Source organism: Sporosarcina ureae (genome assembly GCF_002082015.1).
Classification (GTDB): domain Bacteria; phylum Bacillota; class Bacilli; order Bacillales_A; family Planococcaceae; genus Sporosarcina; species Sporosarcina ureae_A.
Genome location: NZ_CP015109.1, coordinates 3,227,528 through 3,245,339, shown reverse-complemented (window position 1 = coordinate 3,245,339; position 17,812 = coordinate 3,227,528). Strand labels below are relative to the sequence as shown.

General features: G+C 41.7%; 20 protein-coding genes. 1 reads left to right on the top strand and 19 read right to left on the bottom strand.

Translation table 11 applies throughout. The annotated features are described in order from the left end of the window. Positions 1-10: 10 nt before the first annotated feature. From ccsB to SporoP17a_RS15710, 7 genes are all read right to left on the bottom strand, one after another. Positions 11-1,195, bottom strand: coding sequence for a c-type cytochrome biogenesis protein CcsB (ccsB, locus tag SporoP17a_RS15740; protein WP_083035562.1), 1,185 nt, complete (start codon positions 1,193-1,195; stop codon positions 11-13). After that, the gene (resB, locus tag SporoP17a_RS15735; RefSeq protein WP_083035561.1) at positions 1,186-2,844 is read right to left on the bottom strand and encodes a cytochrome c biogenesis protein ResB; all 1,659 of its coding nucleotides are present in this window, start codon (positions 2,842-2,844) and stop codon (positions 1,186-1,188) included. Before resB ends, ccsB begins: the two co-directional genes overlap by 10 nt. A gap of 15 nt (positions 2,845-2,859) precedes the next feature. Then, positions 2,860-3,396 (bottom strand): thiol-disulfide oxidoreductase ResA, encoded by a 537-nt coding sequence (gene resA, locus SporoP17a_RS15730; RefSeq protein ID WP_083035560.1) that lies wholly within the window; start codon positions 3,394-3,396, stop codon positions 2,860-2,862. 104 nt (positions 3,397-3,500) lie between these two features. Further along, entirely contained in the window at positions 3,501-4,232 is a 732-nt protein-coding gene (locus SporoP17a_RS15725; RefSeq protein WP_083035559.1) for a pseudouridine synthase, read from the bottom strand. A 107-nt stretch (positions 4,233-4,339) separates the two neighbouring features. Further along, positions 4,340-5,344, bottom strand: coding sequence for a D-alanyl-D-alanine carboxypeptidase family protein (locus SporoP17a_RS15720; RefSeq protein ID WP_083035558.1), 1,005 nt, complete (start codon positions 5,342-5,344; stop codon positions 4,340-4,342). Next, positions 5,341-5,952: an SMC-Scp complex subunit ScpB gene (scpB, locus tag SporoP17a_RS15715; RefSeq protein WP_335695494.1), complete on the bottom strand. Its 612-nt coding sequence runs from the start codon at positions 5,950-5,952 to the stop codon at positions 5,341-5,343. Before scpB ends, SporoP17a_RS15720 begins: the two co-directional genes overlap by 4 nt. A 13-nt stretch (positions 5,953-5,965) precedes the next feature. Further along, positions 5,966-6,697 (bottom strand): segregation/condensation protein A, encoded by a 732-nt coding sequence (locus SporoP17a_RS15710; RefSeq protein ID WP_083035556.1) that lies wholly within the window; start codon positions 6,695-6,697, stop codon positions 5,966-5,968. Positions 6,698-6,733: 36 nt separating this feature from the next. Here SporoP17a_RS15710 and SporoP17a_RS15705 point away from each other — a divergent pair, with 36 nt between their 5' ends. Continuing rightward, complete coding sequence (locus SporoP17a_RS15705; protein ID WP_083035555.1) at positions 6,734-7,243, top strand: DUF309 domain-containing protein; 510 nt, start codon at positions 6,734-6,736, stop codon at positions 7,241-7,243. On the opposite strand, the gene SporoP17a_RS15700 is transcribed toward SporoP17a_RS15705, so the two are convergent. The 12 genes from SporoP17a_RS15700 to SporoP17a_RS15645 all read right to left on the bottom strand — a co-directional run bounded on the left by SporoP17a_RS15700 (position 7,240) and on the right by SporoP17a_RS15645 (position 17,786). Then, positions 7,240-7,614, bottom strand: coding sequence for a GNAT family N-acetyltransferase (locus tag SporoP17a_RS15700; RefSeq protein ID WP_083035554.1), 375 nt, complete (start codon positions 7,612-7,614; stop codon positions 7,240-7,242). The genes SporoP17a_RS15705 and SporoP17a_RS15700 overlap by 4 nt on opposite strands. 180 nt (positions 7,615-7,794) lie before the next feature. After that, positions 7,795-9,120: a diaminopimelate decarboxylase gene (gene lysA, locus SporoP17a_RS15695; RefSeq protein WP_083035553.1), complete on the bottom strand. Its 1,326-nt coding sequence runs from the start codon at positions 9,118-9,120 to the stop codon at positions 7,795-7,797. Between the two features lie 86 nt (positions 9,121-9,206). Next, positions 9,207-10,664, bottom strand: coding sequence for a spore germination protein (locus SporoP17a_RS15690; RefSeq protein ID WP_083035552.1), 1,458 nt, complete (start codon positions 10,662-10,664; stop codon positions 9,207-9,209). A 1-nt stretch (position 10,665) separates the two neighbouring features. Further along, positions 10,666-11,454, bottom strand: a complete 789-nt coding sequence (locus SporoP17a_RS15685; RefSeq protein WP_083035551.1) for a SigF/SigG family RNA polymerase sporulation sigma factor — start codon at positions 11,452-11,454, stop codon at positions 10,666-10,668. 3 nt (positions 11,455-11,457) lie between these two features. Beyond that, the gene (gene spoIIAB, locus SporoP17a_RS15680) at positions 11,458-11,904 is read right to left on the bottom strand and encodes an anti-sigma F factor (protein WP_029053083.1); all 447 of its coding nucleotides are present in this window, start codon (positions 11,902-11,904) and stop codon (positions 11,458-11,460) included. Further along, positions 11,894-12,247 carry an STAS domain-containing protein gene (locus SporoP17a_RS15675; protein WP_167693452.1) on the bottom strand — a complete coding sequence of 118 codons (354 nt, stop codon included), beginning with the start codon at positions 12,245-12,247 and terminating at the stop codon, positions 11,894-11,896. Before SporoP17a_RS15675 ends, spoIIAB begins: the two co-directional genes overlap by 11 nt. A 390-nt stretch (positions 12,248-12,637) precedes the next feature. After that, positions 12,638-13,933, bottom strand: coding sequence for a pyrimidine-nucleoside phosphorylase (locus tag SporoP17a_RS15670; protein ID WP_083036165.1), 1,296 nt, complete (start codon positions 13,931-13,933; stop codon positions 12,638-12,640). A 7-nt stretch (positions 13,934-13,940) separates the two neighbouring features. Then, the gene (gene deoB / locus SporoP17a_RS15665) at positions 13,941-15,134 is read right to left on the bottom strand and encodes a phosphopentomutase (RefSeq protein ID WP_083035549.1); all 1,194 of its coding nucleotides are present in this window, start codon (positions 15,132-15,134) and stop codon (positions 13,941-13,943) included. A gap of 24 nt (positions 15,135-15,158) precedes the next feature. Then, positions 15,159-16,049 (bottom strand): site-specific tyrosine recombinase XerD, encoded by an 891-nt coding sequence (xerD, locus tag SporoP17a_RS15660; protein ID WP_083035548.1) that lies wholly within the window; start codon positions 16,047-16,049, stop codon positions 15,159-15,161. Positions 16,050-16,093: 44 nt separating this feature from the next. Then, positions 16,094-16,579: a ferric iron uptake transcriptional regulator gene (locus SporoP17a_RS15655; RefSeq protein ID WP_083035547.1), complete on the bottom strand. Its 486-nt coding sequence runs from the start codon at positions 16,577-16,579 to the stop codon at positions 16,094-16,096. A 96-nt stretch (positions 16,580-16,675) separates the two neighbouring features. Further along, entirely contained in the window at positions 16,676-17,188 is a 513-nt protein-coding gene (locus SporoP17a_RS15650) for a hypothetical protein (protein WP_083035546.1), read from the bottom strand. Between the two features lie 64 nt (positions 17,189-17,252). Beyond that, the gene (locus SporoP17a_RS15645) at positions 17,253-17,786 is read right to left on the bottom strand and encodes an NUDIX domain-containing protein (protein ID WP_083035545.1); all 534 of its coding nucleotides are present in this window, start codon (positions 17,784-17,786) and stop codon (positions 17,253-17,255) included. Positions 17,787-17,812: the final 26 nt, after the last annotated feature.

The window sequence follows — 17,812 nt, the reverse complement described above, 5'->3', positions numbered from 1 at the left end:
CAGTCGAAGATTATGCGTATGAGTGTAAACCTGCAATAATTAAGTTTACAGCAATTAAGTTGAACATGATGATCACAAACCCGATGACAGCAAGCCATGCGGACTTTTTACCTTCCCAACCTTTTGATAAGCGCAAGTGAAGGAACGCAGCATAGAACAACCATGTAATGAGTGCCCATACTTCTTTTGGATCCCAACCCCAGAATCGTGACCAGGCTTCATGTGCCCAAATCATGGCGAAAATCAAAGCACCGAGCGTAAAGACCGGGAAACCAATCAATACAGCACGATAGCCGATTTCATCCATAAGCTGAGAATTAGCCTTCTTCGCTAGCGGTTGGAATACCGCGGCAAGAGGTCTGCGTGCAATCAAGCGTAATAATACGTAAAGCACCGTACCTACAGCTATAGACCAAACAAGCGAAGACATTTTTTGCGCATTGATGATCGGAGGCAATTCAACCCAAGGTGTCATTTTGTCCGGCGTCATCGCTTCATACTCATTCATCCCGAATAACGGAGGAACGTGATACGTAATTTCAGCAGGTACTTCATCTTTATTTATATAAGTGAATTCTGCTTCATAGCCCATTACTTTGAATGTCGTAGAAGATACGACAAAACCAAGAACTAAAATTAACGTATACATCACTGCTTCTATCCAAAAACGTGATTTGGATTTTTTCGTCATATCAATATTCTTCACTAAGAATACAAGCCCCGCTATCGCACTGATTGCAAGTATAGATTCACCAATAACCGTTGTGATTACGTGAATAAACAACCATTTACTTTGAAGTGCAGGGATTAGTGGAGTAACTTCTGTCGGAAACATCGTTGCATATGAAATAATAATAATCGCAACGGGTAACGCGAACAATCCAAGAGATGGTGTTCGGTAAATAATATACAGCATGATGAATGCCCCTACGAGCATCATGCCGAATGCAGTCGTAAACTCGAACATATTACTAAGTGGTGCGTGACCTGACGCAGCCCATCTTGTAAAGAAATAGCCTAAGTGAGTAAGGAATCCGATAATCGTGATAATTAGACCAATCGTTCCCCACTTACTATTATGATAGGCTTTTTCGGATTTTGATTTTTTAATAGCGCCTCCGAAAAACAAAGTAGCTACTAAATAGGCAATAAATGAAACTAATAATAAGTTACTACTGATGGCTACTAAGTCCATATTTCCTCGTCCCCTTCCTGTTCTGGCTTGTCCAACTCAGGATCTTGACGATCTATATAAGCAGGCAAGTCTACAGTTTCTCGTAATGTATCCAGCTCTTTACGTAAAGAGAACCAGTTTTTATTCGTGTGTGCTGCAATCAACAAATGTCCTTTTGTATCTTCTTGGATCCATACTCTGCGGTGTTGCCAATACATTCCTTGAATAACACCAATCATAAATACTAGACCACCGAATAAGAGGATATATAACGTTTTGTCTTTACGGATTGTTAAACCTGAAATATTTCGAGTCTCAGCAGCAGCAAACTTAATCGCGTAGTCGTTCTCTTCTACTTCCAACGTTTGACGAATGGCAACAAAACTCTTTTCACCTTCAGGCTTATCCGGTGTGTTCATTTGGAAAATAAACGCTGGATTATTCGGAACGGGCGACTTCGAATACGGCTCGCCGTCCTTTATTCCATCATAGTCTGGATAGAAACCGAGCATATTGACAGTGGAGCCGTTCCCAAGATCATATTCCTTTTCTGGGTCACTTAAATCAACTGTGAATTCCCCTAGAGAGTCTTCAGAAGACTTATTTACCAAATGGAATGTCATGTTTTTAAGCTCGTCCAGTTTATAATCCATCTGGAATACATTATACCCATCAAATTTCAAAGGTTCGTTGACATTGATGGCGTAATCCTTCACTTTTTCTAGACTATCGCTACCAGGTAGTGCTTCCTCATCTTGTTTATACAACGTAACATCTGTCGTATACGACTTCACGATTGCGCCATTCTTCTCCAAGGCCTCGCCGAATACTTCTTCTGCTTCTTCTTTAGTGTAATTCTCTAATGTGAACTTTTTATTTTCAAGTACATAACCCGGTGCACCAACAATATTACGTGTTTCCCCTTCACGGAGCCACATCGCCTCGTCAACGTAAAAACCAGGAATTCCTCTAAGCAGAACACCCGAAATGAAAATAATTAGTCCGACGTGGTTGACATATGGGCCCCAACGTGAAAATCGATACTTTTCAGCTAAAATCGCGCCATTTTCTGTTTTCACATTATAGCGCATGGCTTTTAGTTTCTCTTCCGCTTTCGCAAGAGATTGTTCTGTATTTTGGACATCACCTTCTCCAAAAATCCGCTGACGCTTCATAAAGGATGGATGACGACGTGTACGTTGCTTTTTAAGCGATTTATAAAGCGGAATCACACGGTCTATACTTGCGATGATAATAGAAGTAGCAAGCATACCGACTAGGACTTTAAACCACCAGCTATTATACATATCATAAAAGCCGAGTTGGTAATACAGTTTTCCTACCGTACCATATAGACGCTCATAGTATTCCAAATAGCCTTCCGGCGTAGTGGCAGGCACATAGAACTTCTGCGGAAAGATTGTTCCAATAGCGGACGCGATTAAGACCGCCGCAATAATACTGACACCTATCTTTACACTGGAGAAGAAATTCCATATTTTATCGACAATGGAACTCTTATAGGTTTGGGATCTTCTAGAAGATCCCTCGTAACGCATATCTACAATATCACTTTTCTTCGCTTTTTCAGATAAGGGACGACCACACTTCTCACAAAGCTCTGTACCATAAGGATTTTCATGCCCACATTGGCATTTGATTTTGCTCATTGAGTAACAATCTCCTTACTTTGGTTGAATGCTTTCCAAATACTCATAAATTTGTTCTTCTGTCATTCCCTGTTTAATGACTTTCGTAATCTTTCCTTCTGGATTGATCAAGAAGGTCGTAGGTAATGGTTTTATATTATACAAATCCATGACGGTTTTGTTTTTATCCCATAACATGGGGAATGAAAGGTTCATGTCGTCTCTAAAGAGCTCTATTTTCACTTTTGGTTCTCCTACGTTGACTGTCAGGATATGTACACCCTTCGCTTCAAAGTCTTTATAGAGATCCTCCATATGAGGCATTTCCTTTTTACAAGGTGGACACCATGTACCCCAGAAATTCAGGAATACACCTTTCCCTTTGTAGTCCGACAACCGATGTTCATTTCCTTCTAAATCTACAAGCTCGAAATCAGGCGCCATATCACCTTCTGCCAAAACTTTTACTTTATCTTTTGAAGTAATTGCGTAGATTATAATTGCAGCTAAAATTACTAGAAGGGCTGTTCTGCTAATTAGCCTGATAGTCTTTTTGTTTTTCTTTTTGGCCAATCATGTAACCTCCTGTCTAATTTACGTTCCAATTGTCATTATACCAAAACATAAAATCAGTTGGCACGGCACTAGTGATAGGTTTGTGAACTTTTGACTTTTTGTTAGCCGATCTTTCCTGTTTCTGCTAATACACGTAATTGTTTCAATTCATGCGTTGTTAGTTCACGGGCTTCTCCGGCATTCAATCCACGTGTAGTCAAGTTCGCAAACTCTTCACGTTTCAATTTTTGCACTGGACAATTAATCGCATCGAACATTCTACGCACTTGGCGATTACGTCCTTCATGGATTGTGATCTCAACAATAGCAGAATTTGTTTTCTTATCCGAACTTGTCATTTTCACACGAGCAGGAGCCGTACTCCCATCATCTAATTCAATTCCTGTTTCCAACTTTTTAAGATCATCACGGGAAGGAATTCCTTTTACTTTCGCTACATATTTCTTTTTAATTTCGAATTTCGGATGAGTCATTAAGTACGAGAAATCTCCGTCGTTCGTCATTAGCAATACACCTGACGTATCGTAGTCTAGTCTACCAACTGGGAATATTCTTTGGCTCACTTCTGGAATTAAATCCATTACTGTTTTACGACCTTTTTCATCATCTACCGTTGAAATATAACCACGTGGTTTATAAAGCAGATAATAGACAGGTGTTTCTTTTGTCAATTGAACGCCTTCTACTTCAATTGTGTCCATTCTGCTAACTTTCGTACCCAGTTCCGTTGTGACCTGACCATTCACTTTAACTAAACCGTCCAATATTAGTTTTTCTGACTTTCTTCTTGATGCTACACCGGCCTGTGCCAGTACCTTTTGTAATCTTTCCATGGGTTCCTCCTTGATGTTACATACTGAAAAAATTATGTCACACTTTCGGACAAATGAAAAGAAGACTGACCTATGTAGGACAATCTTCGAAATAGTATGTTTTTGATTCACTGATCGGACACGATATCTACTGCCACCGTCTTAATTGGTTCTGTACCTAAATAGATAGACCAATACCCTTTTTTCTGTTGTTCATCTGCTTGTGGAATCTGTAACACATTGGACAGCATTTTCTTCTCTTCTTTCGTTACGAGTAACTTAACGGATTGATCCAATTTTGCAATCATATGAGGAAACACTTGATACTTTCCTTTTTTTACCGCTGTATACGATTGATATTCAGAGAATACTCGCTGGGATAACTGTTTATGGACTTGCCAATCATCTCCGTTATTTAACGTAACGACAATGACGGACTTTCCATTCTGTTCGAAATAGGTAGCCAATGTACGTCCTGCTGCTTTTGTGAAGCCTGTTTTACCTGCTACGGCAGTCGGTTCAGATATTACTAGACGATGCTTGTTTTGCCAACTGTTTTTACCTTGTTCCGTTTCAAAAGGATAGTTCTTTGTGGAAGCTATTTCACGGAACTCTGGGTTCTTCATAGCGTAATACAACATTTTAGCTGTATCATACGCTGAAGACAGGTGATGTTCACCGTGCAATCCGGATGGATTCATAAAATGCGTTTGTTCCAAGCCGTGACTTTGCGCTACTTCATTCATCAGATAAACAAATCCTTCAAGCGAGCCACCCGCATGTTCAGCGAGGGCTTGAGCCGCATCATTCCCTGAACGAAGCATTAATCCATACAGCAGATCTTTTGTTTTCATTACTTGACCTGCTTCAAGATAAATGGAAGATCCTTCCGCTGTAGCCGCTTCTGCGGAAATGACTGTCTCTTGCTCACTAGGCTTTAGCTCCAAAAAGGTATAAGCCGTCCACATTTTAGTTAAACTTGCGATAGGGAGTGGTTCATGTTCATTTGAGCCCAACAACAATCTACCATTCTCTGCGTCTATCACTGCAAATGATGAACCTGCCGCCTGGCTCTTTGCGGGATGTATCAATAATCCGACTATGAGTAGAGCGATGACCGAAATTTTTCTCAAGCATCATGTCCTCCTTCTTCAGTAATGGAAAATGCTTCTTGGAATTTCGTCATGAATAAATCTGTTTCTTCCGATGTTTCTTGTTCTTCTTCAAGTGTCAGTGGTGGCATATCTTCGAGTGATGCCAGTCCAAAACGATCTAGAAAGAAAGTTGTCGTGCCATATAAAATAGGTCTGCCAGGTCCATCCATGCGCCCCACTTCCTCTACAAAGCCTTTGCCAGCCAATGAAGCCAATGCTCGCTCGGACTTTACACCGCGCAAGTCATCGATCTCCACACGCGTTACAGGTTGCTTGTAGGCAATGATGGCAAGTACCTCAAGCGCGGCTTGGGTAAACGTAGACGGTTTCGGATCTTCTAGCATTCTTTTAATATCATCTGCCCATTCACTCTTCGTCACTAAGCGGAAACTTCCGCCATAACTTTTCAATGTTATGCCACGTGTGTCATCTTCGTCATACGTGGCTTGCAATGTGTTCAATACTTGTTCTGCTTTTTGCTCTTCGCATTCCAACAGTGCGGCTAGCTGTGCAAGAGATAATCCTTCTTCACCTGCTACGAATAAAAAACTTTCCGTCATCCCGACGAAACGTGTTTCGATATCCATTCCTATCATCCCTTCACATCAACGAGATTCGTAATTCTTCAAAATTATTACTTTGTCGCACTCGAACTTCTTGTAATTTCATCAGTTCAAGTAATGATAAAAATGTTAATACGAGCTCGGGCACAGTCGTCGTTTCAAAAAGTGTATGGAAATCACATTCTCCACCACATAGCTCTAATTTGCTCATGATCGATGACATCTTATCCCCGACAGATTGCTCAGATTTTGTTATACTCGCTGTTAGAGGCAGTTTCAGCTTCTTTCTGTGTAGCATTTTTTGAAATGCGCCAATTAAATCAAACACATTCAGCTGATCTTCTGTCTCTGTTACAAGTGGTTCACCGTAACCCGTTAAGTCTTCAGGCTCTTTGGTGAAATGCTCATCGCGATGTGCAGCGGACTCACGAAGCGAGTTGGCCGCTTCTTTAAATTTCCGATATTCCATTAAACGGGCTATCAATTCTTCACGTGGATCTTCTTCATAACCGAATTCTTCGATGAATGCTTCCTCTTCATTGACTGGCAACAGCATTTTGCTCTTCACTTCTAGCAACGTCGCTGCTAGTACGAGGTATTCGCTTAATTCATCCAATCGAAGAACACGCATGGCATGCAAATGTTCTATGTACTGCTGTGTTAGCTCCGCCATGGGGATGTCGTAAATATCAATTTCGAGCCGATTGATCAAATGTAGCAACAGATCAAGTGGCCCTTCGAAGACTTCGAGTTTTACACTATAACTCATTTTACCAACCTACCTAACCAGAAAGGAATGATTTGAATGCACCCTTACTACCATCCTCTTTTTCTACAGTTTATTGTGTATTTCAATGACAATCAAGATTATTTCGAGTGTCACGAGGTGCTGGAAGAATATTGGAAAGAACAAAAAAACTTTTCAAAAGATCATCCACTAACCGGCTTCATTCTCATGGCTACCGGATTATATCATTGGCGAAGAGGAAATACATTAGGTGCTTCGCGTACTTTCACTAAAGCTATCACACGCTTCCGCGAAATGCCTGTACAATTTGGCGACTATCTCGAAGAAGTGTCCATTGATGAAATCATCCTGCAACTAGAGCATTGTCTTACACGCATTAAAGCAGGTGAAGGTTTCTATACATTCCCACTTCCCATCTCTCCAGAGTTGCAAATTGAGGCAGAGAAATCCAAGCCTCTACTTTCATTACTCCCCAAAAACAGCGCATCTGTTATTCATAAGCATATGCAACGGGATAGGTCAGATATTCTTTTACAACGTGAAGAAAAGAAGAAGGGCAGCCGTTAAAGATCTGCGCCTTCTTCTTTCCTTAAACAACTTTGTATAAATGGTTCGGTAAAATCGGTACCTTTACAACCGTATCCTGGATAGATCTCTTGCAATTCCTTCATCATCTTAAATGCAATTCCTTCTCCACGAAACGATGGATTGACCGATATATGCTGAACGGTGTACATCTTGTCACTGTCGTTGACTTCTACCCCTATTAACCCGATGTAATCTTCTGCTTCTTTGTAGAGATATAGCTGCCACTGTTCAACGCATAGATATTGCTGAACAGTCTCTTGCAATTTGCATAACATCTTTTCACTAGGGATATAAGATAAAAAGCCCATAGCAATTTTCTCTTGTGCCTTCTTAAAACGAATAAGATTCAATAGTAACCCCTTCTTTTCAGAAATCCTTTATACAGTTTACACCAATGTCCCGTTTACTTCAACTCGCGAATTATTTATAACGCGGATCGATTACAGGAACAACCAAATACCAATAGATGACTCCCCAAATTATAGCGACAGCAACAATCGAAGCAAAAAGAATAATGTTTTTCTTTTTCATTAGAAATTCTCCTTCTCATCTGATTGCAACGGAAGGTCCAATTTAATGATGTCTTCGTAGGTTTCGCGTCTTACGACTAACTGATGTTGCCCTTTTTCCACAAACACAACGGCAGGTCGAGGTAATCTATTATAGTTGCTAGCCATGGAATATGTGTAGGCTCCAGTACAAAAGACAGCCAGTAAATCGCCGGTTTCTACATTGGGGAGATCGGCTTTTTCAATTAATTTATCACCGGACTCACAGCACTTACCTGCAATTGTCCATTGCTGGTCATGTGGCTCGTTCATCCGATTAGCAAGCGCACTGGAATAGTGTGCGTCATATAGAGCCGGACGAATATTATCAGACATTCCGCCATCTACTGCTACGTATGTACGGACACCCGGCACAACTTTCGTACTGCCAGCAGAATAAATAGTCGTTCCTGCATCTCCGACAAGCGAGCGGCCGGGTTCAATCCAAACTTCAGGAATTGGATACTCACATTCCTCAGCCATCTCTTTCACTACATCTGCCATTTCTTCAACATAGACAGCTGGCTCAAGTGGCGTATCTTCCTCAGTATAACGAATACCAAATCCGCCACCTAAATTCAGGACAGGACAGATAAATTGATAATTCTTTCGCCATTCCACCATTCTCTCCATCAGCACTTCAGCCGCGAATTTGAATGCGTCGGTTTCAAAGATCTGTGAGCCTATATGACAATGCATGCCAAGGAAATGAATATAGCCATGATCATATAAAGCTAGGAACGCTTGATCCGTTTGTCCATTTTTCAAATCAAAACCAAACTTTGAATCTTCCTGGCCTGTTGTAATATAGTCATGGGTATGTGCTTCAATTCCTGGTGTGACACGAACTAAGACATTCATCGTTTGCTTTCGCTCATCTGCAATTTCTTTAATCATGTCGATTTCCAAGAAATTATCGATTACGATGCACCCTATTCTCTCTTCAAATGCATATTCTATTTCTTCTCTGCTCTTATTATTGCCATGGAAATGAATCCGTTCGCGTGGGAATCCAGCCGCTACTGCCGTATATAATTCTCCACCTGAAACCACGTCAAGTGACAACCCTTGCTGTTCAGCCAATTGATAAATTGCAATTGATGAAAAGGCTTTACTCGCATAGGCAACTTGTGCTTTAATATCTTTTTTCTCAAACGTTTCTTTAAATGCTTGCGCACGCTCTTTGAATAACTCTGTATCATAGACCATGACCGGAGTTCCATACTGTGAAGCTAGTTCTGAAACGTCCACTCCACCGATGGTTAGATGACCGTTTTCGTTCACTGCCTGTGTTCCATAAAGATGCATGTCCCATACCCCTTCCGAATTCTCTCAAATAACTTTATCACAAGAAGATGGAAAGTGGCAACGACATGCAAAATATTGAAATACCTTTATGACATCCTGTCACGGTTTGGTGAGTCCGTGATAAACGGCCGCGGATCGTCGATTGTCATAGGGAAACGAATCAATACACGCAACAAAGCCTTCGGGAAGAATGGCGTGAACGGCCACAAATATGGCACATTCATCGGCTTTAATGAGCATAAATAATAATAAATCACAGCAAGTGCTATGAAGAAGCCTGGAGCTCCAAGCAATGCGGTTGAGACAAGTAAGAAAATCCGAAACACTTTTGTCGTAATACTTAATTCAAACGAAGGTATCGCAAATGTGAAAATAGCACTAACCGCCACATATAATACGACTTCCGAAGAAAATAAGCCTACATCAATCGCTACTTGCCCAATGACAATGGCAGCCACGAGTCCCATAGCGGTCGATAGCGGTGTAGGTGTATGAATTGCGGCCATTCGCAATACTTCTATTCCGACATCAGCCACTAATAATTGGACAAATAACGGAACTTCTCCCCATTCATTCGGACCAATATAGTTGATCGCCTCTGGAACGAATTGATTTTCAACCGACATTAAATACCAAAATGGCAACATCACTAAACTAAAAAATGTTCCTATGAAACGTACCATTCGTATAAATGTTCCGATTAAAGGTGCTTGCCTATATTCTTCCGCATGTTGTAAATGATGCACAAGTGTAACAGGGACCAATATAACGGACGGAGATGTATCGACGATGATCGCAATATGTCCTTCGAGTAAATGCGCTGCACAAATATCCGCGCGTTCCGTATACCGTACGAACGGCATCGGGTGAAACCCTTGTTTAAAGAGAAATTCCTCGAGTGATTTATCGGTCATCGTCAAGCCATCCGTTTTCAACGCATCTAGTCGTTCTCTCACAAAATCCAAATGCTCTTCATTGGCAGCACCTTTCATAAAGGCGATCGCAATGTCCGTTTTACCTTTTACGGACGTCTCATGCATTTCAAATCGTAGCTCCGTTGTACGTAAACGCCTTCTGATTAATGCCGTGTTTGTCAGAATGTTTTCTGTAAATCCATCCCTTGAGCCACGTATGACTTTTTCAGTATCTGGTTCCTCAGGAGTTCTGCCTGGATATGACCGCACATCAAGCGCGAATGTAAAACCGTCTTTCATAATGAATACAGCTAACCCACTTAAAATAACTTTCGCGAGTTGATCTTCATCCTTCACAATTTCTAGCGAATGATACGGAAAATAATCCATCATTGCGCGGTCAAGATTTTCAACAGATTCACCTGTAAATAATTCATTACGATACTGCATTTCCGTCATTAAAGTAGTTAAGACCTCGCCGTCCACTAAACCGTTCATATACAAAAGAAGTATTTCTTTATCCCATAGGTGGATCAACCGTTTGGTCGCATCGTATGTTTCGTCTTTGCCAAACTGGTTGACAAACCACCTGTCCCCTTCTCGTATGGACGTAAATAGTGTATCGGTCAAATTAGGGTCTCCTCACCTTCTCGAGCGCTTCTTCTGCATCCGCGCCCATCCATGTCTTCATTTGGGTTAGAATTTTCTTTTCCAACCGTGATACTTGAACCTGTGATATGCCAATTCGTTTCGCAATATCACTTTGTGTGTAATCTAAATAATAGCGCATATAAATGATTGTTTGATCGCGTTTATTCAACCGTGTAATGACATCTCGTAACGGAATATGATCGAATACTCTCTCCGATCTATCGTCCTGAAGCTGATCCATTAGCGTTAAGCTATCCCCATCACTCTCATACAATTTTTCGTGCAGCGAAGCGGGATCACGAAGCGCATCAGAGGCTAGAATAATATCTTCCTGTTTCACTTCTAATATTTCCGCCATTTCTGAAATGGAAGGTGAACGTCCGTTTTTCTTAAAGAAGTCATCGGTTGCGTGACGAATTTTATAGCTTAACTCACGAATAGTGCGACCTACTTTCACCATTCCATCATCACGTAAATAACGTTGAATTTCTCCTACAATCATCGGTACCGCATACGTTGAAAACTTCACCTCATAGGATAAATCGAACTTATCTATTGATTTCATCAAGCCAATGCAACCTATTTGAAATAAATCTTCTAAATCCGCACCACGCGAAGCGAAGCGTTGAACAATGGACCACACGAGCCTTGTATTGCCTTCCACCATCATTCGTCTAGCTTCTTTGTCACCCGCTTGTGATTCTTTGATGAGTTCTCGCATTTTTTCTTGTGACAATAGAGCGTGTTGCTTCTCAACAGATGCTTCCATACGTCACCTCATTCTACTTACTTCTGTGACCGGAGAAAAATTTTTCTCAAATGTCACGATTGTCCCATTTCCAAGGGTAGAATCTACACGGATACCGTCCGAGAAACTTTCCATGATGGTAAAGCCCATACCGGAGCGCTCCATTTGTGGTTTGGTTGTGAACATCGGCTCCATCGCTTGCTCTATATCGAAAATTCCCATTCCTTCATCTGTTACCGTCATTTTTACTGAGCGGTCATCAATTGTCGCATGGACCTTCACCATACTTTTACCGTCGCATTCGTAACCGTGGATAATGGCATTAGTAACAGCTTCCGAAACAATTGTTTTAAATTCCGAAAGTTCATCCAATGTCGGATCCAATGGTGCAATAAAACAGGTGAGCGCCATTCTGGCAAGTGCTTCATTTTGTTCTATCGCTAGAAACGACAAGGTCATTTCATTTTTCATGTACAACCCCTCCGATTTCGTCGATTGCTTCTTCGACTGTACATATTCTGACGACATCACCAAGACCCGAAAATTGGAATAGCTTCTGCATTGTCGGAGATGGATTCAATATGAGCGTTTCTCCGTTTACAGGGACTAGATCGCGCATTCTGCCGAGTATAAGTCCGATTCCCGCGCTGTCCATGAAGCCTAGTTGGTAGAGGTCCCAGATTATTGCACGCGTCTTTCCTGTGAATATAGCAGTAGATACTTCTTCTCTAATTTGATTGGCTTCGTGGTTGTCGAGTTCTCCTGCTAGCGTGATTAGGACAATGCCATTTTCCAGTTGTGTAATAGTTGCCATGTGTGGATACGCCTCCTTCATGAAGGCATTGTCGCACATTTAGAACCACTATCCTTTAGTTTTGACAAAACTAGTCAGCCATCCCTAAAACTTCTTACGTTGTGACAAGGTTTCAAGATGACTGGCTGACCCCGTTGATCTGAATTCTAAACTGACACTCTCTTGCAGGCATGGCAATGAGACCATGATGCGCACTTCCTATCTGGCTCATCATGCTAGCGATCCATAAATGTAACAGGAGCTACCTTATCGACACCTATGTCGCTCTTCACTCGAGCTACACAAGAGTATGTACAGTTGAATTTGTTTTTACACATGAACAACAAAAAAGCCATATGCTCCGAAGTAGACCAATTTCTTGGAGTACTTCAAGCACATGGCTTTTATGGATTATACGGCATGTATAAGAGATGGTGCTGCCGTTTTTTCTTTTGAGATATGCATATGGGATTGTAGTAGTTTGATCGAGTCGTCCACTTCTTCAGTGTTTGCATGAAGTATCGCGAGCGCTTCTCCTTTTTCTACAAAGTCACCTATTTTCTTGCGCAAGACAATCCCGACTGCAAGGTCAATCACGTCTTCTTTTGTTGCACGACCTGCGCCAAGAAGCATGGCGGCTACACCTATTTCATCCGCGTCGATCATGGATACATAGCCACTTTCGATAGCTGGAACTTCAATTTGATACTGTGCTTGCGGCAATAGATTTGTATTCTCTATCACTTTCTCGTTACCACCTTGTGTTTTGATCAACTCACCGAACAAGCGCAGTGCCTCACCGTTTTCTATGACGCGTTGCAATTGTTTACGTGCATCTTCTTCAGTTTCCACTTTGTTCGCCGCTAACAACATCTTACTGCCGAGGACAAAGCATAATTCCGTTAGATCAGCCGGTCCTTTTCCTTGTAGCGTATAAACAGCTTCTTTTACTTCAAGAGCATTGCCAATCGCAAATCCAAGCGGCTGGCTCATATCCGATATCACAGCACTTGTGTTTCTTCCAACTTCATTTCCGATTGCCGTCATGGCGTCTGCTAATCGCTTGGAGTCTTCCAACGTTTTCATGAAGGCTCCCGCGCCTGTTTTGACGTCCAAAACGATAGCATCTGCCCCTGCCGCAAGCTTTTTGCTCATAATAGAGCTTGCGATAAGCGGAATACTATTGACTGTCGCCGTGACGTCCCGTAACGCATACAGCTTTTTATCAGCTGGCGTCAAATTACCGCTTTGACCAATGACAGCGATTTTCAAATCGTTGACCTGTTGAATAAATTGTTCCGTAGAAATCTCAACATGGAAGCCGTCAATTGCTTCAAGTTTATCAAGTGTACCGCCTGTATGACCTAGTCCTCGACCACTCATTTTAGCAATCGGCACACCGCATGCTGCGACAAGTGGAGCTAAGATAAGTGTCGTAGTATCACCTACTCCACCTGTCGAGTGCTTATCTACCTTCACTCCTTCAATGGCAGATAAATCGATTTGATCACCAGATTCTGCCATTGACTTCGTTAAGTATCCTTGTTCCTCTGTTGTCATACCCTTAAAATAAATGGCCATCAAAAAAGCACTAGCCTGATAGTCAGGGATTGAGCCATCCGTATAACCCGTCACGAAGAACTCTATCTCTTCTTTAGTTAGCTCTACCCCGTCCCGCTTATTTTCAATGATATCTACCATGCGCAGCATAGAATTAATCCTCCTTAACTAGTGCGGACAAGAAGCTTTCACCGTGTTCGGGCTGATCTACTTGGAAATTCTCAGCAATTGTCGCACCGACATCAGCGAATGTTTTACGAATCGGCAGTTGTCCTGCTCCTTTATTTGAAGGTGAGTAGACTAATAATGGTACATATTCTCTTGTGTGGTCCGTTCCTTCATGCGTCGGGTCATTCCCATGATCTGCCGTGATGATTAATAAATCATCCGGTTGCAGTGCATCCATAATCTCAGGTAAGCGCGCATCAAATTCCTCAAGTGCATTACCATAACCAATCGGATCCCGACGGTGACCATATAATGCATCAAAGTCTACTAGATTAACAAAACTGATGCCTTCAAATTCTTTTTTCATCACCGTGACAAGCTGATCTACACCATCCATATTCCCTGTTGTACGAACGGCTTCCGTTACACCCTCACCATTGTATATATCAGCAATCTTACCAATTGCGATTACGTCATAGCCTTTATCTTGTAATTCGTTCATCACCGTTTTACCGAATGGCTTCAATGCATAATCATGACGATTGGTTGTGCGTGTGAACGTACCGGGTTCGCCAACAAATGGACGGGCAATGACACGACCCACTAAAAATTCAGGTTGCAACGTAAGTTCCCTTGCGATTTCACAAATACGATATTGTTCTTCAATAGGAATGATTTCCTCATGTGCTGCAATTTGCAATACAGGGTCGCCTGACGTGTAGACGATGAGAGCGCCTGTCTTCATATGCTCTTCACCGAGCTCTTCAATAATTTCTGTACCGCTTGCCGGCTTATTTCCGATAACTTTTCTACCCGTTTTCAATTCCAATTCATCAATTAACTCTTTTGGAAACCCATTCGGATAAACTTTGAATGCATCATCAATACGCAGACCCATGATTTCCCAGTGTCCCGTCATCGTATCTTTCCCAACAGACGCTTCTTGCATCTTAGTATAATAGCCTTGCGCTTCTTTTTGAGGTGCTAGACCTTTGATGGGTGCGATATTCGCAAGACCGAGGCGTTCCAAGTTTGGTAGTTTCAGACCATCCATCTCTTCTCCGATATGTCCAAGTGTATTGGATCCCACATCGCCAAATGCTTCAGCGTCCGGAGCTTCACCGATCCCTACTGAATCAAGTACAATTAAATGAATACGATTATAACGAAATTTTTCCATATGAAAACCTCCAGTAATAGTAGTCTACGCTCTAGGATGATGTTGACTATAGACATCTTTCAAGCGCTTCTTGCTGACATGCGTGTAAAGTTGTGTGGTGGAAATATCGGCATGACCTAGCATTTCCTGAACTGCGCGCAAGTCGGCTCCATTTTCGATTAAATGTGTGGCGAATGAGTGACGTAATAAATGCGGTGAAATCACTTTTTGAATTTCCGCTTTCACACCTGCCTCTTTTAGGATCTTCCAACACCCTTGTCTCGTCAAACGTCTACCATGCATGTTGAGGAATAAGGCCTCAGTATCTTTAATGGACTTAGGACGCCCTTCATTTAAATACAGAGTACAGGCATCGATTGCGGAACGACCAAGTGGTACAATCCGTTCCTTACTTCCTTTTCCGAAGACTCGCACAAAACCCATCGTCAAATGAAGATCCGCCAAATCAATCGCTATCAACTCACTTACCCTCATTCCCGTCCCGTATAACAATTCTAGCAGCGCAATATCACGCATTCCTTGTGGAGTATTGCCATCAACAGCATGAATCAGTCGTTCGATTTCAGGTATAGAGAGCACATCCGGTAACTGCTGTTCAATTTTAGGCAATTCGACGTGAATCGTGCAATCATGTGTCGTAACTTGCTCTCTCACTAGAAATTGATGAAACGAACGAATAGAGGAAATATGCCGAGAAAGTGTACGACTGGATTTACCACTATCTTTCAACTTCTGCAAATATTGAAGAACCATCGCACGTTCAATCGAATTAACTGTATCCACATTCAAACTTTCAATGAAACGTAAATAGGCAGTTAGGTCGCGATGATACGATTTCACTGTGTTTTGAGCCAACTGTCTTTCAACCGTTAAAAAGTGCACATAATCTTCTAATGCAAACTGGGCATCTTTCATAGACTTTCCTCCTTTCTTATGTAAAAAGTAAAAAAGGACAGCGCTTAGGCCATCCCATTGTCTTTCTGTTCTTCCTGTTCTTTCTCTCCGTCTTTCGCTTTACAACGTTTACAAATACCATGGAACGTCAGCCAATGATCTTTGACTGTAAATCCATAACGGCCTTCTACGACTTTTTCTACTTCGCCAAGTAGGTCCTCCTGAATTTCATCAACCGTCCCACATTCTAGACAAATTAAGTGATGATGGAACCGCGCAGCGCCTTCTTCACGCAAATCATAGCGTGCAACACCATCGCCAAAGTTAATTTTATCGACAACTTTTAGTTCAGTTAATAACTCTAATGTACGATATACAGTCGCCAGACCAATATCTGGCGCTTTTTCTTTTACTAACAAAAACACATCTTCTGCACTTAAATGGTCTTCTTCATTTTCCAGAAGAACTGCTACAGTCGCTTCACGCTGAGGCGTCAACTTGTAGCTGGCCCCGTGCAATTGCTTCTTGATTCGTTCAATACGGCTTTCCATACGACGCCCCCCTCAAATTGTTTCTATTATACCAAACTGTCGTTCCAGATGACAATAGAAAGGAAAGGTTCAGTTCATTACAGTGTGTAGTGGATATTATTTTATAAAATGGAAGATCGATAGTTCCAGTATTTGCGTGATCAACAACAGTGCAATCAATGGTGGCACGGCAGTTAATGGACGATCTCTCTTACTAGCCGGTGTAGCGAAAAATGGCGGGCTTAACACCGAACATAAAATCAGGAACAACAAGCAGCTGATTAATTGAAATGGGAACCACCAAATCGTATAGGATACCAATTTTAATCCTGTTGATAATAAATAGGTGGATGACAAACCAAAAAAAGCACATTTAATCGCACCGAGAAACATAGTGATAAAACGGACTCTTTTATATTTAGACAGAATGATGGCTACTAGAATAAAGCTCAACGTCACCACGATAGGCGACCACAGAGCCGCTTCAGATCCTTTCACTACGCGTTGGTCATATAAGCCGATAATTTGCTCCAATGACGTGACCGGCCACTCCCTGAATAATAAAGCCCCTCCTATGTAACTGATTGCGAGTATAACGAATAAATAAACAAAAGACAATGATCGAGCCATAAATAGGACACCTCCGCATCGTTTTTATAACATATGCTTGTCCGTCCTGAAATAGCTCAATCCTTTATAGGTTTTTTACATACCAGACAGCAGCAACCGTCTTGGCATCATAAATCCTTTCATTCGCAATGAATTCCTCAGCCTCTTCAACTGTTACCTCTAGTACATCAATGAATTCATCTTCATCTCCTACAACAGGCTGCTCCACTTTTTCAAGCTCTTTTGCTACATATAAGTGAATGATTTCATCCGCGAAGCCTGGTGAAGTGGAGAAAGTCTGCAAATATTCGAATGTATGTGCACGATACCCTGTCTCTTCTTCCAGTTCACGAATTGCTGTCAGTTTAGGTTCTTCGCCATGCTCGATCTTGCCTGCAGGTATTTCTAGCATCGTTCGTTCCAAAGGCTTTCTGTACTGTTCAACTAATACGATTTTTTTATCTTCAGTCAAGGCGATAATCGCCACAGCTCCTGGATGTTTCACTAATTCTCTTTTCGCTAGTTTTCCATCAGGCAATTCTACTTCGTCTACTTGGACCGAAATGATTTTACCTGTAAATATCTGTTCTGTTGAGAGGGTTCTTTCTTCAAACTTCATCCAGCACTCAACCCTTTCCATTGGTT